The sequence below is a fragment of the Microbacterium aquimaris genome, assembly GCF_039531285.1.
Classification (GTDB): domain Bacteria; phylum Actinomycetota; class Actinomycetes; order Actinomycetales; family Microbacteriaceae; genus Microbacterium; species Microbacterium aquimaris.
In genome coordinates this window covers 797590-817565 of sequence record NZ_BAAAPT010000001.1, presented here as the reverse complement: position 1 = coordinate 817565, position 19976 = coordinate 797590, and the positions used below count along the sequence as shown (strand labels likewise).

17 protein-coding genes are annotated in these 19976 nt (G+C 68.8%); 8 read left to right on the top strand and 9 right to left on the bottom strand.

The genetic code is table 11. The features are described from left to right. Positions 1-76 precede the first annotated feature (76 nt). Positions 77-1621 (top strand): D-alanyl-D-alanine carboxypeptidase/D-alanyl-D-alanine endopeptidase, encoded by a 1545-nt coding sequence (dacB, locus tag ABD204_RS03815; protein WP_194423350.1) that lies wholly within the window; start codon positions 77-79, stop codon positions 1619-1621. Here the strand turns inward: dacB and ABD204_RS03810 are convergent. Then, a complete protein-coding gene (locus ABD204_RS03810; RefSeq protein WP_194423349.1) occupies positions 1606-2628 on the bottom strand; it encodes a LacI family DNA-binding transcriptional regulator in 1023 nt (340 codons plus the stop codon). The genes dacB and ABD204_RS03810 overlap by 16 nt on opposite strands. A 123-nt stretch (positions 2629-2751) precedes the next feature. Between ABD204_RS03810 and ABD204_RS03805 the strand changes: the two genes are divergently transcribed. Genes ABD204_RS03805 through ABD204_RS03790 form a run of 4 tightly spaced genes read left to right on the top strand, consistent with a single transcriptional unit; the run spans position 2752 to position 7589 of the window. Beyond that, on the top strand, positions 2752-4068 hold the full coding sequence (locus tag ABD204_RS03805) for an extracellular solute-binding protein (protein ID WP_194423348.1): 1317 nt from the start codon (positions 2752-2754) through the stop codon (positions 4066-4068). 2 nt (positions 4069-4070) lie between these two features. After that, positions 4071-4976 carry a carbohydrate ABC transporter permease gene (locus ABD204_RS03800; protein ID WP_194423347.1) on the top strand — a complete coding sequence of 302 codons (906 nt, stop codon included), beginning with the start codon at positions 4071-4073 and terminating at the stop codon, positions 4974-4976. Position 4977: 1 nt separating this feature from the next. Beyond that, positions 4978-5883 carry a carbohydrate ABC transporter permease gene (locus ABD204_RS03795; RefSeq protein ID WP_194423346.1) on the top strand — a complete coding sequence of 302 codons (906 nt, stop codon included), beginning with the start codon at positions 4978-4980 and terminating at the stop codon, positions 5881-5883. A gap of 14 nt (positions 5884-5897) precedes the next feature. After that, entirely contained in the window at positions 5898-7589 is a 1692-nt protein-coding gene (locus ABD204_RS03790; RefSeq protein ID WP_194423345.1) for a glycoside hydrolase family 43 protein, read from the top strand. On the opposite strand, the gene ABD204_RS03785 is transcribed toward ABD204_RS03790, so the two are convergent. The 8 genes from ABD204_RS03785 to ABD204_RS03750 form a co-directional block, all read right to left on the bottom strand. Continuing rightward, positions 7523-8260: a Pr6Pr family membrane protein gene (locus ABD204_RS03785; RefSeq protein WP_241747769.1), complete on the bottom strand. Its 738-nt coding sequence runs from the start codon at positions 8258-8260 to the stop codon at positions 7523-7525. The genes ABD204_RS03790 and ABD204_RS03785 overlap by 67 nt on opposite strands. A 177-nt stretch (positions 8261-8437) precedes the next feature. Then, entirely contained in the window at positions 8438-10063 is a 1626-nt protein-coding gene (locus tag ABD204_RS03780) for an SPFH domain-containing protein (RefSeq protein WP_194423344.1), read from the bottom strand. A gap of 152 nt (positions 10064-10215) precedes the next feature. Next, a complete protein-coding gene (locus ABD204_RS03775; protein ID WP_194423343.1) occupies positions 10216-10971 on the bottom strand; it encodes an ABC transporter ATP-binding protein in 756 nt (251 codons plus the stop codon). Further along, positions 10968-11798 carry an ATP-binding cassette domain-containing protein gene (locus ABD204_RS03770; RefSeq protein ID WP_194423342.1) on the bottom strand — a complete coding sequence of 277 codons (831 nt, stop codon included), beginning with the start codon at positions 11796-11798 and terminating at the stop codon, positions 10968-10970. Before ABD204_RS03770 ends, ABD204_RS03775 begins: the two co-directional genes overlap by 4 nt. Continuing rightward, a complete protein-coding gene (locus ABD204_RS03765) occupies positions 11795-12667 on the bottom strand; it encodes an ABC transporter permease (RefSeq protein WP_194423341.1) in 873 nt (290 codons plus the stop codon). The genes ABD204_RS03770 and ABD204_RS03765 overlap by 4 nt, the downstream gene beginning before the upstream one ends. Continuing rightward, positions 12664-13629, bottom strand: coding sequence for an ABC transporter permease (locus ABD204_RS03760; RefSeq protein ID WP_194424223.1), 966 nt, complete (start codon positions 13627-13629; stop codon positions 12664-12666). The genes ABD204_RS03765 and ABD204_RS03760 overlap by 4 nt, the downstream gene beginning before the upstream one ends. A gap of 52 nt (positions 13630-13681) precedes the next feature. Beyond that, positions 13682-15190 carry an ABC transporter substrate-binding protein gene (locus ABD204_RS03755; protein ID WP_194423340.1) on the bottom strand — a complete coding sequence of 503 codons (1509 nt, stop codon included), beginning with the start codon at positions 15188-15190 and terminating at the stop codon, positions 13682-13684. A gap of 49 nt (positions 15191-15239) precedes the next feature. After that, on the bottom strand, positions 15240-15962 hold the full coding sequence (locus tag ABD204_RS03750) for a DUF1684 domain-containing protein (RefSeq protein ID WP_194423339.1): 723 nt from the start codon (positions 15960-15962) through the stop codon (positions 15240-15242). A gap of 195 nt (positions 15963-16157) precedes the next feature. On the opposite strand from ABD204_RS03750, the gene ABD204_RS03745 reads away from it, so the two are divergent. The 3 genes from ABD204_RS03745 (at position 16158) to ABD204_RS03735 (ending at position 19937) form a co-directional block, all read left to right on the top strand. Next, complete coding sequence (locus tag ABD204_RS03745; RefSeq protein ID WP_194423338.1) at positions 16158-17468, top strand: APC family permease; 1311 nt, start codon at positions 16158-16160, stop codon at positions 17466-17468. 82 nt (positions 17469-17550) lie between these two features. Beyond that, complete coding sequence (locus tag ABD204_RS03740) at positions 17551-18834, top strand: adenylosuccinate synthase (protein ID WP_194423337.1); 1284 nt, start codon at positions 17551-17553, stop codon at positions 18832-18834. Positions 18835-18845: 11 nt separating this feature from the next. Further along, on the top strand, positions 18846-19937 hold the full coding sequence (locus tag ABD204_RS03735) for a lactonase family protein (protein ID WP_194423336.1): 1092 nt from the start codon (positions 18846-18848) through the stop codon (positions 19935-19937). The last annotated feature ends 39 nt before the right edge of the window (positions 19938-19976 follow it).

Sequence of the window (19976 nt, the reverse complement as noted above, 5' to 3'; positions counted from 1 at the left end):
ACAGCCCGCGGCGGAGGCGTCAAGGTGAAGGGGACCGGGTGACCCGGACCCGGCGCGACCCCACGGAAGCACATTGATGACCTCGCCGATCTCCCGCCGTCCCGTCTTCGCCACCGCGGCGCTCGCCGCCGCGCTCGTCGCGGTCACCGGGTGCACCGCATCCGACGCAGACATCTCCTCCGATCTCGCGTCGGCGGTCGACGAGGCGATCGCCGACACCGGACTGGACGGTGGCGGCTGGGGGATCCTCGCGGTCGACCGCGGATCAGGAGAGGTCGTCTACGAGCGCGGGTCCACCCTTCCGTTGGTGCCCGGCAGCATCCAGAAGAGCTTCACCACGGCGGCGGCGCTGGACATCCTCGGCGCCGCGTCGACGATCACCACGCCGGTCTATGCCGCCGGCGGTGTCACCGACGGCACGGTCGAGGGGGACCTCGTCCTCGTCGGGCGCGGCGATTTCAGTTTCGGTCTGCGCGACCAGCCGGACGGCACGCTCGAGATCACGTCCTTCGACCACAACGAGGCGAACACCGGCCTTCTCCCGGTGGGTCTGAACACCGGCGATCCGCTCGCCGCGTTGCGATCGCTCGCCGACCAGCTCGTGGAGGCGGGCGTGACCACCGTCTCGGGCGGTATCGCCGTCGATGACACGTACTTCGAGCCCGAGACGGCGTGGCCGGACGGGCGCATCGACTCGATCTGGGTCAACGAGAACCTCATCGACGTGGTGCTCGAGCCTGCCGGAGTCGGCGAAACGGCGGGGGTCCGAGTGATCCCGCAACTGGCTTCACTCACCGTCGAGAACGACGTCGAGACGGTGGCGGGCGACGAGGTCGACGTGGTCGTCGAGCAGGTCGGGGACGAGGTGGTCGTTTCGGGGTCGATCGGTGTCGATGCGGGTGAGACGGTGCGCAACACCCAGGTCGATGATCCGGTCGCCTTCGCGGCGATGGCCTTCGCCGATGTGCTCGCCGAAGCGGGCATCGAGGTGCAGGGCGAAGCCGGCGTACCCGTTCCCGCATATGCCGGAGACCCTGTCGCCACGTGGGAGTCGGCACCGATCTCCGAATTCGCCCGAGTCGTGCAGAAGATGAGCTACAACCGCGGCGCCGATCTGCTCGCCTGCCTCATCGGTGTCCAGGAGGGTGGGAGCACGTGCACGGCGGGCTTGGCCGCCGTGCTCGAACACGCCGGGCGTCTGGGTGTCCCCACCGACGAGGTCCGCCTGTTCGACGCGGCGGGCAGCAACGACTACAACCGCACCAGTGCCCACGCTCAGGTGGAGTTGATGAAGGCCGCCGCCGACGGCGACCACGGCAGTATCTTCGTCGACATCCAGCCGCTCGCGGGCGTCGACGGATCTCTGTCGGGGACCGGGGCGGGCACCGATGCCGAGGGGATGATCCAGGCCAAGACCGGGACGCGGGTGGTCTTCTACCCCACGACCGATCAGCTGTTCGTCCTCGCTCAGGCGTACTCGGGCTATATGACCACCGCGTCGGGACGCGACCTCGTCTTCGCGGTGATCTTCAACTCGGCGTTGGTCGACACGGTTCCCGAAGTCCTCGAGGCCTCGGAACGTGTGGCGAGCGTGATGCTCACCCTTCAGCGCGAGGGCTGAAGGCGCGGCGCCGCCGTCGACTCGCGGACCACCAGTTCGGTGGCCAGCTCGAGCCGGTGGGTGGTCAAGGTCTGCCCGGTCAGGAGCTGATGCAACACCTGGACCGCGGTCGATCCGATCTCGGCGAACGGCTGCCTGATGGTCGTCAGGCGGGGTGCGGCGGAGACGGCCTGGATGGTGTCGTCGAAGCCGACCACCGAGAGGTCGTGCGGGACGGAGACGCCCCGGCTGCGTGCGGCGTCGAGGACGCCGAGGGCTTCGAGGTCGTTCGCGGCGAAGACGGCGGTGGGGGGAGTGGGTAGGGACAGGAGCTGGTTCCCGGCCTCACGACCGCGGTCGTAGCGGAAGTCGCCGTCGACCCGGTACTCGGGGCGTGCGACAAGGCCGGCCTGCTGGAGGGCCGAGTGGTATCCGGCCAGACGCGCGTTCGCGCACTCGGAGGAGATCCCCGGAATGATCGCGATGTCGCGGTGCCCGAGTTCGATCAGGTGCTGGGTCGCCAGGTATCCGCCGGAGAAGTTGTTCGCCCCCACCGACGGCAGGGGGCGGATGGGGGTGTTCACGGGGTCGATCAGCACGACGGGTATGCCGGCTCGGGCGAACTCCGTCTGCTGGGCGTCGTCCAGCAGGGATGTCACGAGGATGACTCCGGCGTGGTGGGCGTCGACGACCGATCCGGCCCAATCCCGGTCGGCGGGTTGCGGGGCGACCTTCACCACGACATCCAGCCCCGCGACCTCTCCCGCGGATACGACACCCTCCATGATGCGCAGCACGTTGGCGTTGTCGAGCGAGTCGAAACGAAGCTCGATCGTCCGCGTCGTGCCCGATGTCGACGCGCCGCGATAGCCGTGTTCCTCGAGGAGCCGTTGCACACGCGCCCGAGTGCCGGGCGAGACGTCCTTGCGCCCCTTGACGACCTTGGACACGGTCGGGACTGAGACCCCCGCCTCCGCGGCGATGTCCCGGAGCGTCGTCCGTCTTTCCCGGGTCTGGTCGGATGCCACGGTGCCTCCATGCGGTTGACAGAGCAATTTGTTGCAGAGTACTCTTTTTCGCGCGGAACCGAAACATTTCGCGCAAACATTTCGATAACAGCGTCGATACGCACAACGTAGTGAGGATCTGTGATGAACACAGCAGGATGGCGACGAGCGGCCGCCGTGACGGTGACCGCGGGCATGGCGATCGGTGTGGTCGGGTGTGCCAGCGATTCGTCCGGCGGGAGCTCCGAAGGCTCCGCCGACACCGTGTCGGTCTGGGTCACCGCGGGCACCGATCAGGTGCTCGCCTCTTCCGAAGAGCGATGGAACGCGCAGAGCGACGTGATGCCCATCGCCATCGAGACCTTCGAGAACGACCCGTACAAGACGAAGCTGCGCACCGCCATCAGTGCCGGTGAGGGCCCGACGGTCTTCTCCGGATGGGGCGGCGGCGGACTCGCCACCTACGTCGACGCGGGTGAGGTCGCCTCCCTGCAGGCGGCATTCGACGCGGCGCCGGAGCTGCGCGACCGGATCTTCCCCTCCGTCCTGGCCGGCGGCCAGGTCGACGGCGAGATCTACGGCACCCCCTTCAACGGCGTGCAGCCGGTGGTCATCTACTACAACGAGGACGTCTTCGACGCGGCAGGCGTCGAGGTCCCGAGCACGTGGGCGGAGACCATGGACGCGGTCGCCGCGCTCCAGGAGCAGGGAATCACCCCCTTCTCCATCGGAGGCGCCAGCCGGTGGCCCTACCTCATGTGGATCGCCTACCTCACCGACCGCATCGGCGGCCCCGAGGTCTTCGACGCCGTCGTCGCGGGCGAGCCCGACGCGTGGGAGGACCCCGCGATCATCGAGGCGGCCGGCATGATCCAGGAGCTGGTCGAAGCCGGTGGCTTCGGCGAAGGCTTCTCCTCGGTCGACGCGAACCAGGGTGCCCCGGAGGCGCTCGTCTACACCGGCAAGGCGGCCATGCAGCTGCAGGGAGCCTGGGCCTACTCCGGCACCTACTTCACCGCGGCTCCGGAGTTCACCGAGGACGGCCTGGGGTGGACCACCTTCCCCACCGTCGCGGGCGGCGTGGGTGACCCCACAGACGTGACCGGAAACCTCTCCTCCTTCTTCTCCGTCACGGCCGACGCCTCCGAGGACCAGCAGGAGGCAGCCACCGACTGGCTGCTCAACGGCGTCTTCGACGACGAGTACATCGACGAGCTCATCTCGACCGGGGCCGTTCCCCCGATCTCCGGCATCGAAGACAAGATCGAGGCATCGGACGCCCCGGACTGGAACAGCTTCATCTACGAGATCTCGCAAGAGGCCGGCAACTTCCAGCTGTCGTGGGACCAGGCGCTCGGCGCCGAGGAGGCCGAGGCGCTGCTGACCAACCTCGAGAAGGTCTTCCTGCTCTCGATCACGCCGGAAGAGTTCGCCACGAACATGAACGCGGCCGCTTCCTGACAATGGCCGTCGTCACTGACGGAGGGACCCGGGTGCTCGCGCGCCGGGGTCCCTCCCCCCTCCTCACGCTCCCCGCACTGATCTTCTTCGGCGTCTTCGCGATCGCCCCGTTGGGCGTGGCGCTCTACCTCAGCTTCACCCGTTGGAGTGGCCTGGGAAGTCCCGAGTGGATCGGCCTGGAGAACTGGCAGACGCTGCTCACGACCCCCGGAACCTGGCATTCGCTCTGGCTCACCGTCGCCCTGATGGCGTTGTCGTGGCTGGTGCAGACGCCGATCTCGATCCTCCTGGGCGTCTTCCTGTCCGGACACCAGCGCTACCGTGAGCTGTTCGCGGTGATCTACTTCGTCCCGCTGCTGCTGTCCTCCGCCGCCATCGCCATCGCGTTCCGCAACCTGCTCGACCCGAACTTCGGGCTGTTCACGATGCCCGGACTCGAGTGGCTCAATCTCAGCTGGTTGGGAAACCCCGACCTCGCCTTCTACACGATCGTGTTGATCATCGCGTGGCAGTTCATCCCGCTGCACACGCTGCTGTACCAGGGTGGTGCGCGTCAGATCCCGCAGTCCCTGTACGAGGCGGCCGCCCTGGACGGCGCCGGCCGGGCCCGCCAGTTCTTCGAGATCACGCTCCCGCAGCTGCGGTACACGATCGTCACGTCGTCGACCCTCATGCTGATCGGCGCGCTGACCTACTTCGACATCATCTTCATCCTGACCCAGGGAGGCCCCGGGGACGCGACGCGCATCCTGCCGTTGGACATGTACCTGACCGGGTTCGTCGGCAACCAGATGGGGCTCGCCAGCACGATCGCGATCGTCCTGGTGGTGCTCGGTGTCGCCCTCTCCGTGAGCATCTCCAAGTTCTCGGGGTTCACACGGATGGAAAGCCAGCTGGACGGTGAATGACATGACGACGACCACCTCGCGATCCGCCACCGCGCGGATCATCACCTCCGGCGCGAAGGACCGACCCGACCCGACGCGCCGCCGCTCGGGACGACGGACCCCCAACGTCCTCGGAGCCCTCGGCGCGACCTTCTGGTTGGCGATCGTGGCGATCCCGCTCTACTGGATCGTGATCACCAGCTTCCGCACGCAGGCGGGATTCTTCACCGAGAACCCGCTCCTGCCGCCGAGCGAGCCGACCCTCGACAACTACGTGCTGGTGTGGGAGAACGACTTCCTGCGCTACCTGGCCAACTCGCTGATCGTGACGGCCGGCTCGGTCGTGCTGATCGTGGCGTGTGGCTTCCTGTTCGCGTACACGATTGCCCGCACCACGAGCCCCCGCGTGCGCGCGTCGTTCAACGTGATGCTGATCGGGCTCGCGATCCCGCTCCAGGCGACGATCATCCCCGTCTACCTGATGATCGTGCAGGCGGGTCTGTACGACAGTCTCCTGGCGATCGTGCTGCCGTCGGTCGCGTTCGGTCTGCCGATCACCGTGCTCATCCTGGTCAACTTCCTCCGCGACATCCCCGAGCAGCTCTACGAGGCCATCCGCCTGGACGGGGCATCGGAATGGCAGACGATCCGACGTCTCGCCCTGCCGCTGTCGCGCCCGGCGATCACGACCGTGGCGATCTACAACGGGCTCACCGTCTGGAACGGCTTCCTGTTCCCGCTGATCTTGACCCAGAGCCCGGAGACCCGCGTGCTTCCGCTCGCACTGACCTCCTACCAGGGCTTGTTCAGCATCAACGTGCCCGCGGTGGTGGCTGCGGTCGTGCTGTCGAGCCTGCCCATCATCGCCCTGTACATCTTCGGCCGCAGGCAACTGCTGGCCGGTATGACCGCCGGTTTCGGCAAGTGATCCGAGAGAGTGACATGACCTTCGCACCCGAACCGCCGCGCGGACTGCGCAATCCGATCCTGCCGGGGTTCAACCCCGACCCGTCGATCGCGCGCCGGGGAGACGATTACTACATCGCCACCTCGACCTTCGAATGGCTCCCGGCGGTGCAGCTGCACCACTCCACCGACCTCGCGCACTGGGAGCTGGTCGGCCACGCCATCACCGATCGACGGATCGACCTGCGCGGCATCCACCCGTCGGGCGGCGTGTGGGCACCGTGCCTGTCGGTCGACCCCGAGGACGGGCGCTTCTACCTCGTGTTCTCGATCATGAAGAGTCAGACGGTCGATGTGTTCGACGTCGACAACTTCGTCATCTGGGCGGATGAGATCACCGGGCCGTGGTCGGAGCCGCTCTACGTCAACAGCGTCGGGTTCGACTCGTCGCTGTTCCACGACGACGACGGCTCGAAGTGGCTCGTCACGCTGGAGTGGGAGACGCGCCCCGGCTATCAGCATCCCGGATCGATCGTCGCGCAGCGTTTCGACCCCGCCACCGGCGAGGTCGGCGCGCCCGTGCGGATCCACCAGGGGACCTCGGACCGGGGCGCGCTCGAGGCACCGCACCTGTACAAGCGCGACGGTCGCTACTACCTCATGACCGCGGAGGGCGGCACCGGGTACGGACACAGCGTCTGTCTCGCGCGGGCCGAGCGCGTCTGCGGTCCCTACGAGTCCGACCCGATCGGCCCCTTCCTCACCAGCGCGCCTCAGCCGTACTTCGGCCGCGACTACCGTGACTTCCTACGCCCGGAGTTCTTCAACCCCGACGCTCCGATGCAGAAAGCGGGGCATGGCAGTCTCGTGGAGTCGACCGACGGACGGTGGTGGGTCGCGCACCTGTCGTCCCGACCGCTGCCGGGGACGACGTCGTGCGTGCTGGGGCGGGAGACCTCCCTTCAGGAGGTGCGCTGGAACGATGACGGTTGGCTGCGGATGACCACCCCGGGGCCGATGCCGCAGGAGTACGTCGACCTCCCCGGCGAGGACATCTCGACCTCCGACCTCGACGTCGAGATGGGGGCCGCGGGGGCCCTCTCCCCGCACTTCGCCTCGCTGCGCGCGCCGATCGACCCCTCGTGGTGCGTGTCGGCCCCGGAGGGGCTGCGGGTGCGCGGCAGGGACTCGCTGCATTCGCGGTTCGACGTGTCGCTGGTGGCGACGCGCCTGCGGGCGTTCACCGCGGTGGCCGAGACCACCTTCGAGGCCGCCCCGGTGCGCTACTCCCAGGCCGCCGGCATGACGCTGTTCTACGACGACCGGAACTTCCTCTTCGCCCGTGTCTCGTGGTCTGAGCAGTACGAGTCCCGCACGATCGCGCTCGTGCGCGCACGGACGGTCGACGAGTTCGACGAAGTACTGGTCGAGCAGCCGATCCCGGACGGACCCGTCACCGTGAGGCTGCAGGTCGATCAGGGCTTGGCCACGTTCGCGTGGCGGCCCGAAGCGGGTGCGTGGCACGACCTGGGCGGCTCGGTCGACTCGCAGTTCATGTCGGATGATGTGATCCGCGGGTTCACCGGGCAGTTCATCGGGATGGCCGTCGTGGACGCGTTGGGCAAGTCGCTCGAGGCGACGTTCACGGACTTCGCGGTGCGCTACCCGGCGGCGGAGGTGCGCGACGCGGCGGATGATCGGCGTCTACCGACCCACACCACTCCGTAGGCGACGACGATGATCGCGGCGGCGATGCCCACGACGTAGACGGCGACGCCGGCGTATCCCGGCGGCACGAGGTCGGGGTTGTTCGGATCGAGGAACGGGTAGGGGTACCAGTACCCCGGCCCGATCGTCGGGTCCGTCACGAGGGGGCCGCGTACCAGCGTGTAGACCACCCAGACGACGGGGAACAGCAGCACCCAGACGGTCTCACGCCAGGCCAGTGGCCGCCGGCGCACGGCGACGAACGCGTCCGCGAACAGGAACAGCGGCGCGACCACGTGCAGCACTTCGTTCGACCACGGCACCGGCTCAGAGCCCTGCGGTAACTCGACGCCGCGCAGCAGCAGGTTGTAGACGATCCCGGTGATCACCATGTAGGTCGTCACCGACACCAGGGCCACGGCCAGAACGTGCGGCTCCCGATCGCCCGCACCTGCGGTGTGCCTGCCTCGTGTGACGAACCACACCACCGCACCGGCGAGCACGACCGCCGACGCGGCGTTGGAAAGGATCGTGAAGAAGCTGAAGAAGTTCATGATCACCGTGCCGACATCGCGGCCGTACTCCACGGCCGAGCCGATGGATGCGGCGAGCTGACGGACGATCGCGGCGACGATGAGCGCGGCCATGACGGCGCGCAGCACGGTCCACGTGCGCTCGAGGGCGGGCGACATGGACGTCAGGCTATCCCGTCGGGCGCGCAGCCACCGTGTTCCGAGATCGCACCGTCGGAGAATCGCGCCGATGTCGGAGGATGCACACCCGATCATCCGACATCGGGCTGATTCTCCGACATCGCGGACGGGCGCGGGATGCGGGGAGTGGTATGCGGACGACTCCCCGCATCCGCGTCACTCGGCTCCGTCGGTCCCGATGCCGTCGGGGCCTGCGGCCTTCGTGCGCGCAGCGGTCCCCCGCGGGTCGCGCGCGGGGGCGGCCTGTTCGGGGCGCGCGGACGCGTCGGCGAGGCCCTCGCCGACGCCGCGTCCGAAGGTCTGGCCCTGGATGAGCGCGGCGAGGTCGAGGCCGGTGGCAGCCTCCACGCTGTCGAAGACCGAGCGCATCGCCTTGGCGCTGTCTCCGCCGACGACGCTGGAGGCGCCGTCCTCGCCGGATCCACCGATGATCGACACGTTTCCGATCGCGGCGTACCCCTTGGCGAACTCGGTCATGATCGACGGCAGCACCTCGAGCACGCGCTGCGACAGGAACGCCTCCTGGTTCGACGCGATGGCCTCTGCCTCGGCCTGGACCGCCGCGGCGCGTGCCTCACCCTCGGCGCGGATCGCCTCGGCCTCGGCCTGAGAGGTCAGGCGACGTGCTTCGGCCTCGGCGTCGGCGCGGGCGCGAAGGGCGCCGGCCTCACCGGCGGCCTTGGCCTCGGCCGCGGCGGCTTCACCGGCGGCGCGGGCCTTGTCGGCCTCGGCCTGCTGTTCGGCGATGCGGGTGCGCGCCTCAGCCTGCTTGACCTGCTCGATGGCCGCGGCCTCGGCGGCACGCTCGCGTGTGTACAGCTCGGCCTGCGCACGGGTCTCGGACTCATAGCGTTGCGCGTCGGCGACACGCTTGACGTCGGCGTCGAGCTGGGCCTGCTTGTTCTCGGCCTGCTGTTGCAGGACGCCCTGCTCGGCCTGCGCCCGCGCGAGTTGCTCGGCCTGCTCGGCCTCGGCGCGGGCGCGTCCGACCCCGGCAGCGGCGTTCGCGGTGTTGGTGTCGAGCGCGGTCTGCTCGATCAGGTTGGCTTCGTTGTTGGCGATGTTCTTCTGGTTGATCGCGCGGTCGGCGTTGGTCTGCGCGATCTCCGCGGCCTGACGCTTCGCTTGGATCTCGGGGGAACCGAGTGACTGGATGTAGCCGACGTCATCGGTGATGCCCTTGATCTGGAACGAGTCGAGGATGAGCCCCTGCTCGGCCAGTTCGTGCGACACGTCGGCGGCGATCTGATCGGAGAACTTCTTCCGCTCCCGCATGAGTTCCACGACCGACAGCGTCGCGACGATGCCGCGGAGGGCACCCTCGAGCTGCTCGGTGGTGAACTGTTCGATCGCTGCATCCTGGGAGGCGAAACGCTCGGCGGCCCGTCGCACGAACAAGGGGTCGGAGCCGATCTTCACGATCGCGACGCCGTCGACGTTCAGCGTCACGTTGTCGAGGGACTGCGCCTCGGCCTGCAGGATCACCTGGCGCGACCGCAGCGAGATGATCTCGTGGCGCTGCGTGATCGGATTGACCAGCGATTTGCCGTTGACGATGACGGTGACCGGCGACTCCGAGAGCTCGGACCGGCTCGAGCCGTCGGCATCGAGCACGGTGCTTTGCACCTTCTGCTTGCGACCCGAGATCACCAGCGCCTCGTCGGCGCGAGCGACCTTGATCCAGCTGCGCGCGAACAGCAGCAAGATCAAGCCGACGATGATGACGGCGACGACGGCGATGCCGACGATGATGAGAATGCCGACGAGTCCGGCGACTTCCATGAAACCCCCCGTGAGAACGGGCGCGCGTCGTGCGCACCCGCTTCCACCCTCTCAGACTGGACGCCGCCAGGCTCGGGCTTTCCACAGCATCCGGCTGCGATCGGGCAGGTCCAGTGGTCACTCGATGTCGCCGAGCGGCGCAATGGCGACCCTCAGCGGGGGAGGCGGGGGACCGACGCGAGGAGGGTGCGGGCGTAGTCGCTCTTCGGAGCGGTCAGTACGTCGGCGGTCGCGCCCTGCTCGACGATGTGCCCGTCGCGCAGCACCGCGGTGCGCTCGCACACCGCCGCGACCGCGCCGAGGTCGTGGGAGACCATCACCAGTGACAGACCGTTCTCGTTGCGGAGTCGTTTGAGAAGGTCGATCACCTGGACGCGGGTGGTCAGATCGAGCGCCGAGACCGGCTCGTCGGCGAGCAGCACGCGGGGTTTCGAGACGAGCGCCCGGGCGATCGCGATGCGCTGACGCTGGCCGCCCGAGAACTCATGCGGGTAGCGCCGCATCGTGTCGTCATCGAGGCCGACCGCCCGCAGGGCCTCGGCCACGGATGCGCGAGCTTCGTCCCCGGTGGAGATGTGCAACGACCGCAGCGGTTCGCCGACGATGCGATCGATCCGCTGGCGGGGGTCCAGCGACGAATAGGGGTCCTGGAAGACCGGCTGCACGCTGCGTCGGAAACGCCGCATCAAGGTTCGGTCACGCCGGTCCAGACTCTCCCCTTGGAAGACGACGCGGCCGTGACTCGGGGTGTCGAGACCCAGCAGCAGGCGCAGCGCCGTGGACTTGCCGGCGCCGGATTCCCCGACCAGGCCGACCGCCTCGCCGGCCCCGACCGTCAGGGAGACGTCGTCGAGCACCGGGGTGGCGCCATAGGCGAATCCGGCGGACTCGAGGGCGAGCAAAGTCATCGCGCCTCCCCATTTCGATTCGATTCGACCCCGTGGGAGCCAGCGCCGACGTCGAGCGCGGCGTCGAGGTAGCGGGCGCTGTCGACGAGGGAACGGGTGTACGGATGCTGTGGGGCGCCCAGCACGCGACCCACGGTGCCTTCTTCGACCAGTCGCCCGCGCTGGAGCACCAGGACCCGGTCGACCATGCGCGAGACCACCGCCAGGTCGTGGCTGATGAACAGCAGACCCATGTCACGGTCGGCGACCAGACGTTCGAGGAGGGTGAGCACCTCGTCCTGCACCGTCACATCCAGAGCCGTGGTGGGCTCGTCGGCGATGAGCAGCCGTGGGTCGGCGGCCAGGGCGATCGCGATCGCGACCCGCTGACGCTGGCCGCCGGAGAGCTCATGCGGATACGCCCGGGCGATGCGGTCGCCTTCGAGCGACACGTCCGCGAGGGCGCGGGTCACTGCATCTCGCAACGCGGCACCGCGCAGTCCGCGGTGGCGGCGCAACGGCTCGGCGATCTGGCGCCCCACCCGCATCAGCGGATCGAGAGCGGTCAGCGGTTCCTGGAAGACGATGCCGGCGACGGGACCGCGCAGGCGCCGCACGGCGGCGTCGGCCGCTCCCACGACCTCGTGCCCGTCGAGCAGGGCAGAGCCGGTCGCGGTGACGGCATCGGGGAGCAGGCCCAGCGCGGCCAGGGCCGTCATCGACTTGCCCGATCCCGACTCGCCGACCAGCCCCACGCGCTCGCCGGCGGCGAGGGAGAGGGCGAGGTCGTCGACGAGTGCCGCAGTGCCCGCGCGCAGCGTCAGGCCGGTGATCTCGAGCAGACTCATCGGCTCCTCCTCCGCGTCGGGTCGGTGACATCGCGCAGACCGTCGGCGAGGAAGTTCACACCCAGCACGAGCACGATCACGGCCACGCCCGGGGCGATCGCGCCGACCGGGGCGGTGAGAACCGTCCCCTGGGCTTCCTGCAGCATGCGGCCCCACGAGGCGTTCGGCGGCGGCGCACCCAGTCCCAGGTACGACAGGCTCGCCTCGGCGAGCACCGCGACACCGAACTGCAGGGCGAGGGCGACCGCGAGGGTCGGGGCGATGTTGGGCAGGATGTGGTGCCACACGATCCCGACGGTACGCGTGCCGCTCGTCCGGGCGGCGGTGACGAACTGCTCCTGCAGGACGCGGCGGGACAGGATGCGGGTGAGTCGGGCGACCACGGCCGACATCGCCAGGCCGATCGCGAGGATCGCCGACCCGAGTGAGGGGCCTTGGACGGCGACGACGAGCATGGCCAGCAAAAGCACCGGGAAGGCGATCACGACGTCGAGACCTGCGGAGAGGGTGTCGTCGAGCCACGGACGGGCGAAGGCCGCCGCCAGACCGATGGTGGTGCCGAGCACGGCCGCGATCATGACGGCGCCCGCGCCGACGGTGAGAGCGATGCGGGCGCCGACCATCAGCTGCGACAGCAGGTCGCGCCCGAGTCGGTCGGTGCCGAGCGGATGCGCGAGGCTCGGTGCGCTGAGCCGCCCGCCGCTGATGTCGGTGAGGGGGTAGGGCAGCCAGACGAGTGAGACCGCGGCGACGACCACGACGAGCGCCGTGAGCGTGAGGCCGATCACCAGGGTCGCGCGCCGTCCGTGCCGGCGCGCGGGGCCCGGGGTCGGGTTCTGCGGTGCGGTGGCAGATACGGGGGCGGTCATCGCAGGTTCCCCGAGATGCTCGTGCGCAGCCGCGGGTCGATCAGGCGCTGGGCGATGTCGGCGGCGAACCCGACGAGGACGACGAACAGCGTGCTCACCACGAGCACGCCCTGGATGTTGGCGAAATCGTGCTGCTCGATACCCGTCAGCAGCATGCTTCCCAGGCCCGGCAGCGTGAAGACGCTCTCGACGACCACCGCTCCCAGCAGCGTCGTGGACAGCTCGATGCCGAGCACGGCCACCACGGGCACCGAGCCGTTGCGCACACCGTGTCGGAGGAGGGCCCCGCGCATGCTCGCGCCGCCCGCGCGGGCGGTGCGCAGGTAGTCGCTGCCGAGCACGTCGATGGTCGTCGAGCGCACATACCGCGAGAGCGACGCGCTCATGACGAACGCGATCGTGATCACCGGCAGGGCGAGGGAGCGAAGTGCGTCGGCCGGATCCTCCCAGTCGTCGCGGGGGAACCCGCCCGAGGGCAGCATCCCGAGCTGGAGGGCGAAGATCCACACCAGGATGACGCCGACCCAGAACACCGGCACCGCGACGCCCAGCTGCGAGAAGCCCGACAGGGCGATGCCGTACCAGCGGTCCGCCTTCATCGCCGCGGTGATGCCGATCACCAGGGAGAGGACGAGCGCGAGGGCGAAGGACAGTAGCGTCAGCGGGATCGTGACGCCGAGTCGGGCGGCAATCTCGGGCCCGACCTCGCGCGAGCTGATGTACGACTCGCCCAGGTCGCCCTGGAGCAGTTGCGCCGACCATGTCGCGAATTGCTGCCATACCGGCTGATCGGAGCCGACCTGGGCGCGTGCCGCGGCGATCTGCTCGGGGGTCGCATCCACCGACAGCAACGCGTTCGCCGGGTCGCCGGGCAGCAGCCGCAGCAGCACGAAGATGACGACCATCGCCACCGCGAGCGAGAGCACGAGGAGGGCGGAACGGCGCAGCATGTAGATGAGCATGAGGGAGGACACCGCCGGTGCCGGACGCGGGCGCCCGACCCCGGCGAGCGGGTCAGTCCTTGACGATGTCGTAGACGAAGAACTGCGAATTCAGGCCGTTGACGGGGTATCCGGACAGGTCGCTGTCGGCGACGACGATCTGCGGGTACAGGTACAGCCACACGCTTGCGGCGTCTTCGGCGATCTGACGGTTGACCTCGACGAGCAGTTCGGTCTGCTGTTCGACGGTCTCGGCTTGCTCGGCCTCGGCGACCCACTGCTGCACGTCGGAGTTGTCGTAGCCCCAGTAGAAGTCGGGGTTTCCGTACCAGACCACGTCGCGGTCGTTGACGTGTTCCTGGAGCGTGGCCTCGAAGTCGCGTTCGGCGAAGATCTTCGTGTACCACTCGTCGGCGCTGATCGTGTTGATCTCGACGGTGATGCCGACCTCGGCCAGCTGCGCCTGCAGGAACTCCGCCACGACGGGGTGGGGGTCGTAGTTCGGCGTGTCCAGGGTGAAGGTGAACCCGTCGGGGTAGCCGGCGGCCTCCAGCAGCTCCTGCGACAGCTCCGGGTCGTAGGGGTTCACGTCGGTGAGGTCGACGTACCAGGGATCGGTCGGCGGGACCATCGAGCCGATGAGGGTGCCGTAGTCGCCCCAGATCGAGGTGAGCAGCTGCTCGGTATCGATCGCGGAGTAGACGGCCTTGCGCACGAGCGCGTCGTCGAACGGCGCGACGCGATCGTTGAAGGCGAGCAGCTCCTTGGTGGTGGAGGTGCCCTCGCTGACGGTGAAGTCGTCGTTGTCCTCGAACTGCGCGAGCGAGTCGGGGTTCTGGATGCTGGTGACCAGGTCGACCTCGCCGCTGAGTAGCGCGTTGTTCTCCGCGGTCGCGTCGGTGAAGTACGTGAAGACGACCTCGGCGTTGGACGCAGCCTCGCCCCAGTAGTCGTCCCAGCGCAGCAGCGTCAGGGTGGAGCCTTGGCGCCACTCGTCGAGGGTGTAGGGCCCGGTGCCGTCGGTGGTGTCGACGCTCGCGTCGGGGCCGGTGATCCACACGTAGGTGAGGTTGTAGAGGAACGAGATCGACCGCTCGGAGAGGTCGAACACGACCGTCTGCTCGTCGGGGGTGCTGATCTCGGCGATGGGACCGAAGCTCGACTTGCGGGCCGACTGGGAGTCCTCGGCGATGACCGCCTCCACGCTCGCCTTGACGTCGGCCGAGGTCAGCGGCGCTCCGGAGTGGAACTGCACCCCTTCGCGCAGGGTGATCGTGTAGGTGAGGCCGTCCTCGCTCAGCTCGGACGACTCCGCCAGCAGCGGCTCGACGTCACCGTCGTCGGTGAGGCGGAACAGTCCCTCGTAGACGTTGCCGTTCAGAGCTTCGGTGACGCCCTGGCCACCGCCCTGCGTGTTGCTGAGGTTCTGGGGCTCGTAGAGCGAGCCGACGTAGATGGTGGCGTCCTCCGATGCGGCGTCTCCGGCGTCGCCCCCGGCACTGCAACCGGCAAGGACGAGTGCCGAGGCGGCGACGGCGGACAGGACGATCAGTGACTTCTTCGGGCGCAGGGGGTTTCTCATTCGGATGCTCCGGTGCTGTGGATGCGGGGTGGGCGGGGGCAGGCGCGGCTCAGGCCGCGTAGATGTCGAAGCCGTCGCGGAAGACGACGTTCTTCTCACCGGCCGGGATCCGGAAGGGGAACCGGTTGGAGGCCGGGGGCAGGGGGCAGTTGAACTGCGCCGAGAACCCGCAGGGCGGGACGAAGGCGCGGTTGAAGTCGAGCACCACGGGACCGGGTTCGCCGCCCATGGCGGCGTCGCGGGGCACGAACAGGAAGCGGCCCGGGGCGTAGGTCTCGGAGCCGTTGGTGCGGTCGCCGAAGACCAGCAGCAGAGTGCCACCGTCGTCGAAGGCGGCGACGGTGAACTCCTCGCCGCCGATGGTGATGTGGATGTCGCCGGGCACGACGAGGTCACGTGTGCCGCCGTTGTCGCGGATGTGCTCGAACGGCACGGTTCGCGCAGAACCCTCACCGTCTCCGTCCACCGGGGTGAAGCGTCCTTCGAGGACCCACTCCGGGTCGTACGCGAATGTGTCGATGCGCTCGAACGCGCGGATCGCGGCGGACCCTGCATCCCACCGACGCAGGCCGTACTCAGGCTCCCCGGTCTCGATCGAGGTGCGCGACAGCTCCGTGATCGTGACCGAGGGCGCCGCAGCGGCGCGCTCGGCGTCGATGTCAGGGCGCTGCGCGCCGGTCCAGCGGGTTTCGACGAGGGCGAGGTTGCCGGTGGGTCCGGTGACGGCGCGAGCGCGTTGTTCGCGCCAGAGGGCGTGGGGGGACTCAGTCATGGTGGAGGACGATTCTCTCGCGAATGGGGGCTGACGGCACATCGACCGCCCTGAGGGGTAATGCGGCGGGTGGCCCCGGTATTCCCGACCGCGCCGACTCGTGCTTATCGCACACCGGACATGTCGGCAACGCCCGTGACGCACATCCGGCGCGTTTGTACCGTGGCGCGGGACCGTCAGAGGGAAGGAAGGCACATGGCGCAGGAGAGCCGACTGACGCTGGCCGGATCGATCTCGCTCGGGACCGGTGTGATGATCGGGGCGGGTATTTTCGCCCTTGTCGGGCAGGTCGCCGGGTTCGCGGGGGAGTGGTTCCCGGTGGCGTTCCTGCTCGGGGCTGTGGTGGCGGGGGTGAGTTCCTTCTCCTACATCCGCTACTCGAGAGTCAATCCGTCATCGGGCGGCATCGCCATGTTGCTGAAGGACGCCTACGGGCCGGCGGTGGTCGCCGGAACGTTCTCCTTGTTCATGTACGTGTCGATGGTGGTCGCCGAGAGCCTGCTCGCCCGAACCTTCGGCACGTACCTGTTGCGACCGTTCGGCCTCCAGGACTCCGTCGTGCTCGTGCCGGTGCTCGGTATCGTCGCGATCGTGGCAGCAGCGGCGGTCAACCTCGTGGGGAACCGCCTCGTCGAGGGTTCGGCGACGATCACCGCGGTGCTGAAGATCGTCGGTATCGCGGTTCTCGCCGTCGCCGGGCTGATCGGAGCGGCGCTCTCGGGCAACGGATTCCTCGCCGAGGCGTCGGGTGATTCGCCCGACATCATGGGCCTGTTGGCGGGCACGACGCTGTGCGTGCTCGCGTACAAGGGTTTCACCACGATCACCAACCAGGGCGCCGACCTGCGCGATCCGGAGAAGAACATCGGGCGTTCGATCATCGTCTCGATCCTGATCTGCGCGGTGCTGTACCTGCTGATCACCCTTTCGGTGAAGTCCTCGATCGGAGCCGAGGGCGCTCGGCAGGCGCAGGACTACTCGCTCGCGGAGGCGGCCGAACCGCTCTTCGGTCCGTGGGGTGTGGGCATCACGGTCGCCGTCGCCGTGATCGCGACGCTCTCGGGTCTGTTGGCGAGCCTCTACTCCGTCTCACGCCTGTACGCGATGCTGCAGGACATGGGGCAGGCCCCGTCTCTCCTGAAGTCGGTGCCGCATCAGCCGATGCTCATCACCGCGGGACTCGCGATCGTGACCACCGCGTTCCTGGACCTGTCGCAGATCGCCTCGATGGGCGTCTTCCTCTACCTGACGATGGATGTCGTGGTGCAGTGGGGTGTCCTCCGGCGGCTTCGCTCGAAGCTGGAGGCGAAGCCGTGGTTGCCGACGGCGACGATCCTGCTGGATACGGCGATCCTCATCCCCTTCACGGTTCTCAAGGTGCGGCACGACCCGGTGACGGTCGTGGTGGCCGTCGCAGTGGCCGCCTCCATCGCCACCGCGCAGTTCATCGTGGTCCGCCGTCGGGATCGGCGGACCGCCGCGGGGGACGATCGACGCGCTGGCTAGACTGGGACGGGACGGTCGGCACCGGGGTGCGCGTCCTGCCGGCGTCGTGCGGCGTCGGACCGCCATTCGAGGGGGCTCTCCCATGCCAGGCATCGTGATCGTCGGCGTCCAGTGGGGCGACGAGGGCAAAGGCAAGGCCACCGATCTGCTCGGTGACCGCACCGACTGGGTCGTGAAGTTCAACGGCGGCAACAACGCCGGCCACACCGTCGTCATCGGCAACGAGAAGTACGCGCTGCACCTGCTGCCCTCGGGCATCCTCTCGCCCGGCGTGAACGCCGTGATCGGCAACGGCGTCGTGGTGGACCTCGAGGTGCTGTTCGATGAGCTCACCGCCCTGCAGGCGCGCGGGCTGGACACCTCGCGCTTGAAGGTCAGCGCGAACGCGCACATCATCACGCACTACCACCGCACTCTCGACAAGGTCACCGAGCGCTTCCTCGGCAAGCGTCAGATCGGTACCACCGGGCGCGGCATCGGCCCGGCATACGCCGACAAGATCAACCGCGTCGGCATCCGGGTGCAGGACCTGTTCGACGAGAACATCCTGCGCCAGAAGGTCGAGGGTGCCCTCGACCAGAAGAACCACCTGCTGGTGAAGGTCTTCAACCGCCGCGCGATCACGTGCGACGAGGTCGTGGAGGAGCTGCTGTCGTATGCGGAGCGGCTGCGTCCGATGGTCGCCGACACCGGTCTTCTGCTCGACGAGGCCCTGAAGCGCGACGAGGTCGTCGTCTTCGAGGGTGGGCAGGCCACAATGCTCGACGTCGACCACGGCACCTACCCGTTCGTGACCTCGTCGTCGGCGACCGCCGGTGGCGCATCGACGGGGTCGGGCGTCGGCCCGGGACGCCTGGACCGCATCGTCGGCATCGTGAAGGCCTACACGACCCGGGTGGGTTCCGGCCCGTTCCCGACGGAGCTGTTCGACGAGAACGGCGACTTCCTGCGGTCACGCGGTTTCGAGTTCGGCACCACCACCGGTCGCCCGCGTCGGGTGGGCTGGTACGACGCGCCCATCACGCGCTACGCCACGCGCATCAACGGCATCACCGATCTCGTGCTGACCAAGCTCGACATCCTCACCGGCCTCGAGCGGATCCCGGTCTGCGTCGCATACGACGTCGACGGGAAGCGGTTCGACGAGGTCCCCGTGAACCAGACCGATTTCCACCACGCCAAGCCGATCCTCGAGTACTTCCCCGGCTGGCAGGAGGACATCTCGGGAGCGCGCAGCTTCGAGGATCTGCCCCAGAACGCGCAGGACTACGTGCTCGCGCTGGAAGCGATGAGCGGCACCCGGATCTCGGTGATCGGCGTCGGACCGGCCCGCGATGCGGTCCTCGTCCGGCACGACCTGATCTGACGCGCGGACCCATGCGGTTGTTCACCGGCGGCTACACCGCCGACATGGGTGGCCAGGCCACCGGCATCGGAATGCTCCAGGCCGGCTCGTCCGACTCCGCCTTCGTCGACGGTGCGCTCGGGTTCGGCGGCGAGGTGGTCGCCGCCGACTCGCCGTCTTGGTTGGCCGCGCATCCCACTCGGGACGTCATCTACGCGACGCTCGAGAAGACCGGCGCAGTGCAGGCGTACACCCGGACGGGGGAGTCGACCCTCGCACCGCTGGGAGACCCGGTACCGGCGGGCGAGGCGACCTGCCATGTGGCTGTGGCGCCCGATGGCCGCGAGTTGTTGGCGTCCTGTTGGGGCGACGGCGGCGTGGTGCGGATGATGCTCGACGCCGACGGACGTCCGTCCGACCCGCGCCGCGCACCCGCCGCATCCGACCCGTACGACGCCGAGCCGGACTTCGACGCGATCCGCGCCCAGGTGCTCGGCGCAGCGGCGGAGGACGCCGGTGAAGACCCTGTTTCGCGTCCCTCGCGCGCCCACGAGGCGCGGTATCTCGCGGATGGCACCGTGGTGACCACCGATCTCGGACTCGACCTGGTGCGCATCTGGCGCCCCGTCGAGGGGCGACTGCGCGCACATCAACAAGTGGCGCTTCCCCGCGGCTGCGGTCCGCGTCACACCGCGTGGCACCCGAGCGGGCACCTCTACGTCGTGACGGAGTTCTCGGGCGAGGTGTTCGTGCTCGCCCCGGATGCGACCGGATCGTGGCGCGTCCTCGGCGGCGTGCCGCTCGGGGCCCTGCCGGGTGACACCGGAGCCGAGATCGCCCTCGGCCGCGATGGGTCGTTCGTCTACGCGGGCCTGCGCGGTAGCGACACGATGGCGGTCCTCCGCGTGCGCGGCGGGGGTGACGCGCTCGAGCCGGCGGCTCTGGTGGAGACGGGGGTGGCGTGGCCGCGCCACCACATCGTGGTGCGCGACACGCTGCTGGTGGAGGGCGAGCGCTCGCACGAGGTCGTCTCCTCGACGCTCGACCCGCGCACCGGGGTGCCCGGACGCATCCGGCACCGCACGACGGTGCCCTCGCCGACGCATCTGCTCCCCGTCCGCTGACGCCGCGAGCCCCGATGCATGGGCGCGCGATGGTGACAG